This window comes from Pasteurella sp. P03HT (assembly GCF_054052285.1).
Genome location: NZ_JBSIUM010000004.1, coordinates 144,083 through 158,069 on the forward strand (window position 1 = coordinate 144,083; position 13,987 = coordinate 158,069).

Consider the following 13,987-nt stretch of genomic DNA (forward strand, 5'->3'; position numbering starts at 1 on the left):
CTTAGTTCAATGAAATGATACCGCCATTTTGATATTGGAACCACGTCATATCTCGTTCGATATTGCAGTTTGAACCTGCACGTAATTTTCCTGTTAATCCATCAATGTTATAGCCTGGAAGTTGGCGTAATTCATTGAAGTGGTTAATGAGTAACCAAGCATCAGCTCCCATGGCATAGAGACGCATGAGTGAAAAGTCGCCTTTTGTTAATTTCTCAATTTTCTTATATTGCGCAGAAGTGACATCTTTAAAGAATGGAATATCACTGAACTGTAACCCTTCCATGAGTAAACGATATTCAGGTCCATTATTCGCCGAGTTACTGCGTGAACTTGCATAGAGTTTCAATTGTTTTCCACTATTATCGAGATTCGTTTTGATCTCTGCTAATTGATCGCTCATGGCAACAATATAAATGCCCTGTTCCTGTTGATTACTTGTTTCTAAGCTATAGAGAATATCTGCGGCGAGTGTATAGAATTTGATATTAGCATCAGTTGCTGCTAATTGTTGCCAACGAACGTTAAAGGCTGAGGCAGTTCGACGACCAAGATCATTTTGTGGCACGAACACAAATGGATTACGGATCCCATCTTGCCACATTTTATTCGCTGCTGATTCTGCTTCATCTTCAGGTGAAAGCCCATAATAACAGAGTTGACCAATCGTGCGTTCATTTGAAGTAGAGTTTAATGTCAGTACATCAAGTCCCTGTACTGCGCTAGGGTTTGTTAAAATTGCATCAACATTTTGTTTTAAAAGTGGACCAACGACAGTTTTGATGCCAGCTTGTTTCACTTGTTCAAAAATAGTGTCGACAGGTGCAGCCATTGTGTCGAAGACTTGTACCTGTGTGCCCATATTATTTTTAGCCGCATCAAATCCAGCTTTAATTGTATTACCAATCAGTTGTGCATTACCACTTAGCGGTAACAAAAGAGCTACTTGTGAAAAGTTGGTTTGCTGGAAATTGAATAACCCTTGTAGCTCTGTTGGAAAGAGGTAAGCTGCAGAATGTGTGGAGTAAGATGACTTCCATTGTTGAATTGCTTGGCTTAATTGTGCAGGGTTGTTAAGGTTATCATGATACGTACGGGTTAACGCTAACCATCCTCCTAATGCCGCATCACCTGCAGCAGAGGTGTTATTGATGATACCTCGGTTTGCATTACGCAATAAGGTCCAAGTGCGGTCAATATTGGCTTGTTTTCGTTGGACATCGGATAAGTAGTTGTCCATTTTGATTCTTGCTTTCACTGCTTCTATTACATCGTAACGATTTTCTGCAATTCGAGCCGCAATGTCATAATAGCGAGCGATTTGAGAGGCACTTAATTGCTCAAGATTGATCAATTTTAATTGATTTTCTGCCGCCGTATTTTGTTGTTTTACTGCAGCAATTTGAGCATCAAGAATAGATTTATCAATGAATTGTTCATCAGTTAACTCTTTTAACTCTGCAAGTAGTGCTTGTGCTTGTGGCAATTTATTTTCTGTAATCAAGACACGGGCAGCTAAAAGTTTATAAGTCTGTTGTTCTTGCGAATTTTGTGCTTGATAAACTTTATTCATGTAGAAATCAGAACTGGCATTGGCATCACTTTTCAGTATGTTTGTTGACCCACCATCAAAAAGTGTTGTACAACTTGCGAGGAAAAACGTGAAGAAAAAAGGCATTAATCGATTTTTTAAATTAATGTGTTGTAATAGAATAGTCATGATTACTCCGTTTGTTAACAACAATGAAACGATCTTACTTATCTCACTGATTAAAAGCAAATAAAAGAAGTCTCAAATGAATAATTTAACAGGAATTTTATATATTGTCGCCACGCCAATAGGGAATTTACAAGATATTACACAGCGCGCCTTAACAATTCTTTCGCAAGTTGATTTGGTGGCAGCAGAAGACACTCGACACAGTGGATTGTTGCTGAGCCACTATGGCATTAAAAAACCTTTCTTTGCTTTGCATGATCATAATGAGCAACAAAAAGCGCGACTTTTAGTCGAAAAATTACAGCAAGGTACAACGATTGCACTTATTTCTGATGCAGGAACACCATTAATTAGTGATCCTGGCTTCCATCTCGTTCGTCAATGTCGTCAAGCTGGCATTCAAGTCGTTCCTCTACCTGGCGCATGTGCGGCAATTACTGCACTTTGTGCTTCGGGCATCGCCTCAGATCGTTTTTGTTTTGAAGGTTTTTTGCCTGCAAAAAATAAAGCAAGATGTGACAAGTTACAGGCACTGGCGCAAGAAACTCGGACATTAATTTTTTATGAGTCTACTCACCGCATTTTAGACACGTTATCGGATATTGAAAAAATCTTTGGGGCAGATCGCTATGTGGTGCTGGCTCGGGAAATTACAAAAACGTGGGAAACGATCAGTGGTGATACTGTGACGAATTTACGTCAATGGCTACAGCAGGATGTAAACCGAACAAAAGGCGAGATGGTATTAATTATTGAAGGACAAGTTTTAGTACAAACAGATGAAATTGATCCTCAAGCAATTAAAGCGTTGAAACTCATTAGCCAAGAATTGCCACTCAAAAAAGCGGCTGCTATAGTGGCAGAACTGTATCATTATAAAAAGAATTTTTTATATCAATATGCACTAGAACATTTAAATTAATTGTTCGCTATAAAAATGATTATATTTCATGATGAGATATGATCATTTTTTTATTAAATTAAATAAATCCATTTTGTTATAAATTGTTTGTCTTTCGTTCTTATTTTTGATTATAATCGCGACCCTGATTTTTTTGTGGGTATTATTCCTTTCTTGGTTGTTCAATTAAGTAGTTTTCAATTAGTAGTTCCTTTTTCTAATATAAATCAAATATGATGAATCAACTAAAGCGTAGAGCGCAAAATAAAGGCTATGCGATCTATTTTCTTTTAAGTATATTTTTTTGTGTTGGAGTATGGGGGTATCATGAATACCATCTCTCTTTTACTGATGCGTTATATAGTAGCATTAAGCTGATTGTAATTAATGGCGATGTTCATGTCCCAAATTGGCAAGTGGAGTTAGCGCGTTTTGCATTACCATTATTTACGATTGTTGCAGTAATTAAATTATTTCTACAAATTATTGGACAAAAACTTACTTTCTTAACGCTTAAATTATGTCCTGCTCGGATGGTCATGATTGGCACAACACGTTCAGCGATTATTTCTAGTATTTTTATACGTCATCCTGGTAAAAAGTTATTTGTGGATATTTCTCCTGATGGCATTCCTTATTATGAGGGATTTCCTACTCATAATTATCGATTATTACACTTTCCTGAAGTCACGTTTGCTGATTTAAAAAGTTTAAACTTACCCTCTGCGGATGTGATTTACCTTGTTGCACAACGAGATGAAATAAATATAGCGTTAGCAAAATCGATTATTCCACTTTTTAAACGACGCGAGAGAAAACCACGTCTATTAATTAATATGACGAATCAATTAATGCTACGCATTGCAAGTCGAGAACGGATTTTTCAACAATATCGTCATCAGAATGGTGAAATTGTTTGGGGAAATGCAATTCATAGTGCGGCGCGACTGCTTTTGCAATTACGTCCACCACTACGCAGTAGTTCATTAGTCACGAATGGCGTACTGCATATTGGTATTGTCGGTTATGGACGCTTAACTCCTCAGCTAGCCTTAAATATTATGCGTAATTGCGTCTATTTGAATATTACAGAGATTCATTTAAGTATTTTTAGTCAATCTCCTGATCAATATGAACAATTTTTACAAGAAAATCCGGTTCTATTACCCGAAAATCAAAATAAACATATTTATGGCGGGAGCGTTTTACCTGTACATATCAGGCACTATACCTGCCAGGAAACACATATTTCTCCTGCATTACTGTCAGATGTGATGAAGCAATATGGACATTTCAATCACATTTATATTATTGATGAAAATGACTATGTCGTTTTTGAGACACTGTATAAGGTGAGTCAGGTATTAACTTCGTTGCAAATTGCATCAAGTTTGACGGCTTGTTTTGCGGGGAAAGAACTAAAAGATATTGAAAAGTTAAATGAGGCGATTCAAAAAAATAAAATTGATAATCAAGATATTTATTACTTTTCCATTATTCAAAGTAATATTAATTATCCTTATGAGCGTTCTCATGACGTATTATCATTGAGTATCCACACGGCGTATCAAACGATCCACAGTCGACCTTTCCCATCAATTAAATCTGTGGAATTTGGACCACAATTTGCACATGCTTTTTTGGATAATATTGAATCAGCCAATAAACATTGGCGTGAATCCTTACAAGAAGGGTTTCGACATTCTAGTCGTTGTGCCGCTGATCATCTTTTTATTAAATTAAGAGAGTTAGGGTTCGAGTTAGTTTATCAGCAAGATAATCGTTCAGATGACTTGTTGATAGCAGAGCTTAATTGTGCAATTCAGCAATATTTAGTGCCATTATTACGGTTGGAGCATCAACGCTTTTATCAAGAACGTTTAACGGATGGCTGGTTATATGCTGAAAAAAATGATGAAAAACGCCAGCTTAATAGTAGCTTAATCCCATTCGAAAAACTTTCAGAACAAGAAAAACATAAAGATGAGAGCATGATCCGCTTAATTCCTTTTATTTTAGCGCAACCCATGGTCCGTCAATATTATCAATTAATGAAATTAAAAGAATAAATGCGTTAGTTTACTGACATTCCAATATGGAAAGATGATTTTTGGAAATGAAGAGTGTGTTATTTTATATAAGGAAATTCAATTATGACTCAATTATTTATTAGCCATTCTAGCGTAGATAATGCTGAAGCAATTGCGTTATATAATTGGTTGAGTGAACTCGGATGGTCATTATTTCTTGATTTAGATCCCAATAATGGTATTCATGTCGGGGAGATGTGGCGAAAAAAGTTAAATAATTCGATTAATGAATGTGAAGGCATGGTGTTGCTGATTTCAGATAGCTGGCTAAGTTCATCACATTGCTTATTTGAATACCAGATGGCTGAGGCATTAAACAAACCTATTTTCCCTTTAATCATTAAATCACCGACTCAATATAGTATACCTCATGCACTTTTAGACAAATGGAATATTGGTAATTTAGAAATTGGTCATCCGAAAGTCAGTATTCCCATTTTGTTACCTTCTGGACAGTCTCGGATGATATCGTTCAGTCAAATCGGGCTAAATAGTTTACAACGCGGCTTGACTTATGCTGGACTCCATTCTGATTTTTTCCAATGGCCACTTTTATCGCAATATAATGATCCGCCTAGTCCTTATAAGGGATTAAAACCACTTGAGTTTGAAGATGCAGGGCTTTTATTTGGACGTGATGGGGCAATTAAAGCCTTAATGTCTGAATTACAACGTTTGCGTGATACAACACATATTCGTTTTATCGCGATACAGGGGGCATCTGGTTCAGGAAAGTCTTCTTTCTTACGTGCTGGGATTTTGCCGCGTTTGGCACGTTTACAACAGGATTTTGTGATTCTTCCTCTTATTCGTCCTAATCAATCAGTGTTGAATGGTGAGAAGGGCTTGGTTGAAGCATTAGTACATTTTTGTAATGGTTTAAAAATTCGGTGCACAAGACAAGCGATTACAGATATGGTCATGCAAAAAGAGGGATATCAGGCACTTAAAGCCCTCTTGATTTCTGCGATTCGGAAAACGCGCACAGGGTTAGAATTTCAGCAAACCCTTCATTTGCCCACATTAGTGATTACCATCGATCAGGCAGAAGAATTATTTACTTCATATAATACAGAGACCAATCTGTTTTTGGCCTTGTTAGCGGAACTGATTACTTCTCACGAATTAGATGTTATGGTGTTGTCGACTATTCGTACTGATGCCTATTCTTCATTACAAGTGGCTGAAAAGTTAGAAGGGATTATCCAATATCTTTTTTCATTACCTCCAATTGTGCGTGGCGCATACCAACAAATCATCGAAGGACCCGCTAAGTTATTAGAAAAAACACAGAAGCCATTGTGGATTGATCCACAATTGACTGATCGTTTATTAAAAGATTTGGAGCAAGATGGCGGGAAAGATGCGTTACCATTGTTGGCATTCACCTTGGAACGTTTGTATTTAGATTATGGAAATAATGGAAAGCTAGAATTAAAAGAATATTTAACTTTCCAAGATGAAAAAACACAACAACACTCTGGACTAGGTGGGTTACAAGGCGCAGTTTCTATTGCAATTGATGAAGCGTTAACGAATGCACAACAGGATCCGCGTTTACCTAAGTCGGACAACGCCAGACTTGCATTATTACGTCGTGCATTTATTCCATATTTAGCCAGCATCGACGTTAAAACACATCAACCTTATCGTAAAGTAGCACATTATGCTGATTTTCCAGAAGATGTTCGTCCACTTATTGATAGCTTAGTAGAAAGCCGTTTGTTAACTAAAGATTATAATGTGCAATTTTTAGATAAAAAAGGACGGCATCCTAATGAGCAGGGTATTACGGTTGAATTTGCTCACGAGAGTATTTTACGTCAGTGGCGTTTGTTATCAGATTGGCTAAAAGAGGACATCGCAGATTTATTCTTACTTGAAATGTTGCAAGCTGAAACGACAGTATGGTTACGCACCCAAAAACATCCAGAATGGCTTAGGTTACGTGGTTGCCGTTTAGAAGAAATGGCTCGCTTAGAAGAAGGAAAATTTAAAGCTTATATTACCCCAATACAGCGTGAGTATTTGAATAGTTGTAGGGAACAGGAATTATTACAAGAAATCAATGAATTAAAAAAAGCAAAAAAATTAGTAAAAGAGCGCTCCCTCGCACTAAAACGAGTAAAATCCAGCCTTTTTATTTCGTTTGGATTATTGACGGTTTCTATCTGTGTTGGCTTATTTGCTTTTGAAAAGAAGCAAGAGGCAGTACAGCAAACCTTAAAATATCAAATGGAACTTGAGAAATCTCAAACATTATTAAAAGAAATTGAAACAGAGATTCGTTTTCTCAACTTTGATGTTCATGATGTATTGGAACAGTATGTTCCGACAACAAAGCAAACGGTGATTTATGATCAAATTGATAAATTAAGACAGCATTTAGAAAACGATGCCTCTTCTAAAGAATTGAGACAAATTGCGATTGCTTATATGAATCAAGGCAATCATGCACGCGAAATTGGAAATGTAGACAAAGCCAATTTTTATTACCAACGGGCGTTTGAAGAATTTCAACATTTAATGTGTAAATCGCCTGATAATACAGAAGCATTACAAGATTTAAGTACTGCTTATGAAAATTTAGGTTATCTTGCTGAGATTCAACAAGACTTTAAGACTGCAGAAGAAAAGTATCAAGTTGCCTTTAAAATCAGAAAGCGATTGTTAAATGATAATCCTCAGAATTTTGATGTGCAACGAGGTCTTAGTGTTGTTTATAAAAAATTAGGCAATGTGAGTTATCTTAATCATCAACCCAATCAAGCACTTGATTACTATAATGATGCCCTAAAAATTGATAAGGCACTTTATCAGCATCAGCCGAATAATTATTATGTACAACGAGAATTAGGACTGTCTTATGATAGTTTAGGTAATTTGATGGAAACCCAGCATCAATATATTCGGGCATTTGCTTATTATCAAGAAGAGCTTGCTGTTGTAGAACACTTAGTCGATAAATATCCCAATAACCAACGAGCCCTACAAGATCTGGGCATTGCTTATAAAAACCTGGGTAATGTTAAATTTGCTGAAAATAATCAAAAAGAAGCATTATTTTATTATAAAAAAATGTTGGATATTGATAAGAAACAAATCACACAAGATCCTGATAATTTACAAATTCAGCATGATTTGGCATTGTCTTATGAAAAAATCAGTAAAACATATCAAAAGCAAAATCAATTAGATAAAGCGTTAATGTACCAACAAGAGTCGGTATTAATTTTCCGTAATCTCGATGCGAAATATCCAAATCATCGTAAAAATAAGCGTAATTTAGGTATTGCTTATTCTAAATTAGGCGACATTGTTTTGTATCAACAGAAATTTGAACAGGCGACAGAACATTATCAACAAGCTTTTAAAATTTTTAATCAACTTTCGGAAGACAGCCCATCTAATCAACAAGTGCAGCGTTTCTTGGGAATGTTGTATTATAAATTAGGTGCGGCAGAAGTGGCTAAAAAAGAATTTTTAAATGCAAGTTATTATTACCAATCAGGTTTTATGATTCTCTATTCATTGTATTTGAATTCACCTGAAAACCCAACGATGCAGGCAGATTTATCGCGAGCTTATGAAGAGTTAGGTGATCTTGCTCGTTTACAACAGAATGAAACACAAGCACATTATTATTACCAGCAGGCGTTGGCAATTGGGGATGGATTATTTATTAAACAACCTGAGAATTTGTACTTACTGAAACAAATTACAGCATTACATCAAAAACTGGAGCAAGAGTAAGAGACTATCCGTTCCTATTTTTGCTTTTATTATTTAAGTGCGGTCAGTTTTTAAAAAGTTTTCAGTTTGACGCGAATGAGAACAGAAGATTCTCTTCCTTGATCGTCCGTAACGGCAATGTGATAGTTCCCCGCTTTTTTAGGATGCCAAAATAAAGGCTGATTAGGTTTGCTTTCACCAATAAATGTATTATCAACAAACCAAAATAATGTATTTACATTTGCGGCCACCGTAGCAGAAAGTGTTAAGTTATCTTTCTCAACTTGTGGGCTGATATAGTAATCTCGATTGGCAAGTGGTGATTGAATGATGGGATTATTGTCGTGTAGATATTGTAACGCCTGATTTTGCTGTTCATAAGGACAAGCTGGATTCACAATAGGGACCCTTTTCATGATACCAGCTTGGGCAAATAGCTGTTGAAAGTCACTCGACCACATTTCATATATTTTTTGTTCGGTTATTTCTGGGGAATAGGGCTGACAAGCTAACATATCCGTATTTTTTAAGACCGTAAAGGCTTGGTGCAGCTGGCTCACTTTAATAGGCGAAGTACCTGGAATAAATAACGTTTTAATTTGTTGCTGACAATATTGATTTGGTAAGTTGCCATCAGCTTGACAAACTAACACATCTTTTAGATTCGTATTTTCCGTGACAATGTCACGAATATTGGGTTCATTCGCGACTAGACTATCTGCAAGTTGCAGAAAAAGGGGAGCGGCGAGATGACGACCAATTAAGTGAGGATTGCTTTTATTGTTAAAATTTCCCAGCCAAACAATTAACGTATAATGACCAAAATAGCCCGCCGTCCATGCATCGCGTAAACCATTTGATGTACCTGTTTTCCAGTAAAGTGGTAAAGGGCTGAGAATTGCTTTATTTTGTCTATCTGGTCGACTATTCTGCCGTAAAATATCGTGAATCATGACCGTACTTTCTTTACTGAGCAGTGATTTAGGTGCGGGTAAAGTGGCATTTTTCAACATTTTAAGAGGTGACCAATTGCCTTGGTTGGCAAGCATAGCATACAAACTTGCCAATTGTTGAGCATTCAGTTCTGCGCCTCCTAACACTAAAGAAAGACCATAATGCGATTTAGGTTGAGGGAAAGTGATATCGGCGTGTTTTAGCCAGTCATATAAATCAGGTGAAAGTTTGCTTGCTACTTCAATCGCTGGAATATTACGACTTTGTAATAAAGCTTGGGTGACACTCACAGGACCTAAAAAATTTCCTTCATAATTTTCGGGTTGATATTCACCAAATGTTGTAGGTAAATCTTTTAAGATCGTTTGGCTATGCGCAAGTCCCTGCTCAAACGCCAGCGCATAGATAAACGGTTTTAAGGTTGAACCATAGGAACGTTTAGTTAATGTGCCATTAATTTGTCCAGATAGGGCAGAATTAAAATAATTCCCTGAACCCACTAACGCCTTGATTTCCATTGTATTATTATCAACTAATAAAACAGACGCATTATGAATTCCTAATTGATACTGTTGTGATAAATAACGTTGGGTAATACGTTCAATTAAGCGTTGTTGCTTACTGTTTAATGTGCTGACAAGTGTGGTTTTAGTTGGGTATTGCTGTAATAGCTGATCCACAAAGTGCGGTGCAAAAAAAGGCAGTTTTTCTAAAGGGCGTAGGGCATAGTTAAGTTGAAAATCAGTTTGCCATTTCGCATCATCAGGGTGAGTGCGCAACCAGCGTTGATAAAGATAATTACGAGCGTTAAATAAAGCCGCATTTAATTGATGATTATTCTGGCGGATATAACTGTTAGGATTTTTAGGTAAAATAGCCAAGGTCATAGCTTCAGCTAAATTAATTTGCGTATTGTGTTTATTGAAATAGATAAGGCTAGCGGTTCCTGCCCCTTCGACATTACGTCCATAAGGGGCAAAGTTAAAGTATGCTTCCAATATCTCTTTTTTGGAATAACGGATTTCTAACTGAATTGCACGTAAAATTTGCTCAATTTTTCCAGATAATGTCCGACTATCGATATGCCAAAGTACCCGAGCAAGCTGCATAGTGATCGTTGACCCACCTTGTGGGGCATTTTTTAAAATATAGGTTTGCCATGCTCCCCGTATTAAGCCATAGGGGTTTATCCCCAGGTGCCAATAAAACCATTCATCTTCTTGAAATAAGACTGCTTCAATGAGTTTAGGCGAAATGTCTTCTAATGGTGTCCATAAACGGTATTTTTCATCTGTTGCAGTTGTTAAACGCAACAGATTGTTGTGTTCATCATAAACTGCTGTAGAGTAAGGAAAATGATCTTTTAAAGAAGGATAAGGGAGGAGTCGCGTCACTAAAATGCAAAGCGCACAAAAAAGTGCGGTAAGAATTAAAGCAGAAATGCCAGTTTTACGAGAAAGCTTCATCATCAAGTGACCTAAAAAATTCCCCTTATCGTAAAATAAGGGGAATTATCTATGTATTTCTATTTTAAATTAGAAGTTCGCATTACGTGGTGCTCGTGGGAATGGGATAACATCACGAATGTTTTGTACTCCAGTCACATAAACGATTAAACGTTCAAACCCAAGACCAAAACCAGAGTGAGGGACGGTACCATAACGACGTAAATCGCGATACCACCAGTAATCCTCTGGATTTAACCCCATTTCGATCATACGTTTGTCTAACACCTCTAAGCGTTCTTCACGTTGAGAACCACCAATAATTTCACCAATTCCGGGAGCTAACACATCCATCGCTGCAACTGTTTTACCATCATCATTTAAGCGCATGTAGAATGCTTTAATATCTTTTGGATAGTTTTTCACAACTACTGGTGATTTAAAATGTTCTTCAGCAAGATAGCGTTCGTGTTCGGAAGAAAGATCGATCCCCCAAGATACTGGGAATTCGAATTTTTTGCCTGATTGTAATAACACTTCAATCGCGTCAGTATAATCAATTTGTGCAAAATCTGAGTTAATAAAGTTTTCTAAACGAGTAATCACATCTTTATCAACGTGTTTTTCAAAGAATTTTAAGTCATCTTTGCGTTCAGCTAACACTGCGCGAAACACATATTTCAGCATATCTTCTGCTAATTTTGCGTTATCCGCTAGGGTTGCAAACGCAACTTCAGGCTCAATCATCCAGAACTCTGCAAGGTGGCGAGTTGTGTTTGAGTTTTCTGCACGGAATGTTGGACCAAAGGTATAGATTTTACTTAATGCACAAGCATAAGTTTCACCGTTTAATTGACCAGACACGGTTAAGAATGATTCTTTACCAAAGAAATCTTGTGAAAAATCGACCGCACCTTTGTCATCACGAGGAAGATTTTCTAAATCAAGGGTTGAAACGCGGAACATTTCACCTGCGCCTTCAGTATCTGATGCGGTGATTAATGGTGTTGCTACCCAATAAAAACCTTGTTCGTGGAAGAAACGGTGAATTGCTTGCGCTAAACAGTGGCGAACACGTGCAATGGCACCAATGATGTTCGTGCGAGGACGTAAGTGTGCTACCTCACGTAAATATTCAATAGAGTGGCGTTTAGCGGCCATTGGATAGGTTTCAGGATCGTCAACCCAACCTGTTACTTCGACTTTCTCTGCTTGTAATTCAACGGCTTGTCCTTCTGCTGGTGATTCCACTACTGTACCAGTTACAATTACCGAACAACCTGTCGTTAAACGTAATACCTCAGAATCATAATTTTCGATATCGTTATTAACAATCGCTTGGATTGGATCAAAACAAGAACCATCGTAAATTGCTAAGAAAGAAAGTCCTGCTTTTGAATCACGACGAGTACGAATCCAACCGCGGACAGTCACATTTTCCCCGATGGCAATTTTACCTTGCAATACATCAACAATAGATGCAATTTTAGTCATATAAAAAACCTCAGTTTTCAACAAAATTTTGTGAATAAATAAACTGATATAGTTTACCTTAACTTAGGAAAATTGCCAAAATGTATTAAACGTTTTGTTTTTGTGAAATAGGACTCATTATTGAATTAAAGGACTTGTTTTTATTAACGTAACTGGTATAAGTAAAAAATTTGTTATTTCTTATTTGTATTAGAATGTCACTGGTAAGTGAATCTAATCGACACTGTTGCCAGCATGTTGAATAAGTGAATAACGTACTAAACTTCATATGTGTACTAGGTATTGACCATGCCCAAAATTAGAAAAGAAGATAAATTACCCTTACGTTTAAAACAACTTGGACGTATTTACCGTTTAATTGAACAGTTTGAAGAAATTTCTCGTATTGATCTTTCAAAATTGTCGCGTTTAGCGCCAGCTACGATCACATCTTTAACTCGAGAGCTCATCCAAGAGAAATTAATTGTTGAACGAGCGGTACAAAATACAGAAAGCCGCGGACGTCCTGCAATTGGTTTATGTGTGTCGCCATTTTATTGGCAATCTTTATGTGCGACTTTAGTTGAAAACCAATTTGAAATCATTTTAAGTGAACTTGATGGCGGCGCTATTAAACACAGTATTTATCCACTTACGCCTACAGATTTGAACAATCTTGATGTTGTTTTAGTCAAGTATGTGCAACAGTTTTTAAATGAAACCCAGGATAAACTCAATCATTTAATCACCTTTTCTGTTGCAGTAGGGGGAGAGTTTGATCATGACAATCGCTTGATCAGATTAGGTGAAACTGCGCTTGATCTCGATTTAAAGACACTCTTTACTCCTTATTTCAAAGTTCCAGTATTAGTAACAGAATACTTTAAAACATGGTTACTTGCCGAATCAACCTTAGGTAGTGTAATCAATTGTGATAATGTTTTATTTTTACAATTAGACGATGTGATTAATTTTAATGTGTTGACGAAAGGTGAATTGCTGTCACAAAAAAATCAAGTAAGAAGTCAGATTAATAAAATGATTGTACCGAAATTGAATGAATTACAAGAGCAAATTAGCAGTCATTTGAATAACGTTGAGCAATACCAATTAAAAAATCAAATTACTCATAAAGCAATTTACCCGTTAATTGATCGTTATTTCCCACAGAATGCCTTGTCAAATAATGCTGAGAAAATTGCTTTTTTGTGTGAAACAGCCAATCAAGGTGATAGACAGGCACAACGTATTTTATTTCATGTTGCTGATAATTTAGCCTATATTTTAATGACTTTAGTGGAGATTTTTTCTCCCCAAAAAATCATGTTGAGTTCTAGCTTTTTATCATCAAAAGAGCTATTTCTAAATCGAGTCAATCAGCAGCTATGGGAATATTTAGCCGATGACAATTCAAGAGTAGAAGTGATCACAGGAAAATATGAATGGAATACGCCTGTTGTAGCTGCATCTGCGATTAAGCAAAGTATCTATGATGGTAGCTTACTCGGGTATTTTATTAAAGATTAGCATAAGGTCGTTAAATGAATGAGCACTGTTTTACTTTTGACGTGAACAGTGCTTTTTTATTTATTTTTTGAATTAATCGCATTAATTCAAAAAAAGTTGTGTTATCTCAATTTTTCTACTATTGAATTCCTTTAAGATCGCAGGC

The 13,987-nt window shown here is 36.5% G+C and carries 7 protein-coding genes; 4 read left to right on the plus strand and 3 right to left on the minus strand.

Annotated elements, in window-relative coordinates; translation table 11 throughout:
- Position 1 precedes the first annotated feature (1 nt).
- Positions 2–1,720: a penicillin-binding protein activator gene (locus ACWIT3_RS04915; protein ID WP_457161682.1), complete on the minus strand. Its 1,719-nt coding sequence runs from the start codon at positions 1,718–1,720 to the stop codon at positions 2–4.
- 76 nt (positions 1,721–1,796) lie between these two features.
- On the opposite strand from ACWIT3_RS04915, the gene rsmI reads away from it, so the two are divergent.
- The 3 genes from rsmI to ACWIT3_RS04930 all read left to right on the plus strand — a co-directional run bounded on the left by rsmI (position 1,797) and on the right by ACWIT3_RS04930 (position 8,464).
- On the plus strand, positions 1,797–2,642 hold the full coding sequence (rsmI, locus tag ACWIT3_RS04920; RefSeq protein ID WP_457161683.1) for a 16S rRNA (cytidine(1402)-2'-O)-methyltransferase: 846 nt from the start codon (positions 1,797–1,799) through the stop codon (positions 2,640–2,642).
- A gap of 212 nt (positions 2,643–2,854) precedes the next feature.
- Positions 2,855–4,690, plus strand: a complete 1,836-nt coding sequence (locus ACWIT3_RS04925; protein ID WP_457161684.1) for a hypothetical protein — start codon at positions 2,855–2,857, stop codon at positions 4,688–4,690.
- Between the two features lie 84 nt (positions 4,691–4,774).
- The gene (locus ACWIT3_RS04930) at positions 4,775–8,464 is read left to right on the plus strand and encodes an nSTAND1 domain-containing NTPase (RefSeq protein ID WP_457161685.1); all 3,690 of its coding nucleotides are present in this window, start codon (positions 4,775–4,777) and stop codon (positions 8,462–8,464) included.
- Between the two features lie 50 nt (positions 8,465–8,514).
- On the opposite strand, the gene pbpC is transcribed toward ACWIT3_RS04930, so the two are convergent.
- On the minus strand, positions 8,515–10,863 hold the full coding sequence (gene pbpC, locus ACWIT3_RS04935) for a penicillin-binding protein 1C (protein ID WP_457161725.1): 2,349 nt from the start codon (positions 10,861–10,863) through the stop codon (positions 8,515–8,517).
- Positions 10,864–10,932: 69 nt separating this feature from the next.
- On the minus strand, positions 10,933–12,336 hold the full coding sequence (gene asnS / locus ACWIT3_RS04940) for an asparagine--tRNA ligase (protein ID WP_457161686.1): 1,404 nt from the start codon (positions 12,334–12,336) through the stop codon (positions 10,933–10,935).
- Positions 12,337–12,624: 288 nt separating this feature from the next.
- Here asnS and ACWIT3_RS04945 point away from each other — a divergent pair, with 288 nt between their 5' ends.
- Complete coding sequence (locus ACWIT3_RS04945) at positions 12,625–13,842, plus strand: ROK family protein (protein WP_457161687.1); 1,218 nt, start codon at positions 12,625–12,627, stop codon at positions 13,840–13,842.
- Positions 13,843–13,987 lie beyond the last annotated feature (145 nt).

Coding starts and splice junctions, on each gene's coding strand:
- ACWIT3_RS04915 (WP_457161682.1), bottom strand. CDS start 1,720: ATGACTATTCTATTACAACACATTAATTTAAAAAATCGATTAATGCCT.
- rsmI (WP_457161683.1), top strand. CDS start 1,797: ATGAATAATTTAACAGGAATTTTATATATTGTCGCCACGCCAATAGGG.
- ACWIT3_RS04925 (WP_457161684.1), top strand. CDS start 2,855: ATGATGAATCAACTAAAGCGTAGAGCGCAAAATAAAGGCTATGCGATC.
- ACWIT3_RS04930 (WP_457161685.1), top strand. CDS start 4,775: ATGACTCAATTATTTATTAGCCATTCTAGCGTAGATAATGCTGAAGCA.
- pbpC (WP_457161725.1), bottom strand. CDS start 10,863: ATGAAGCTTTCTCGTAAAACTGGCATTTCTGCTTTAATTCTTACCGCA.
- asnS (WP_457161686.1), bottom strand. CDS start 12,336: ATGACTAAAATTGCATCTATTGTTGATGTATTGCAAGGTAAAATTGCC.
- ACWIT3_RS04945 (WP_457161687.1), top strand. CDS start 12,625: ATGCCCAAAATTAGAAAAGAAGATAAATTACCCTTACGTTTAAAACAA.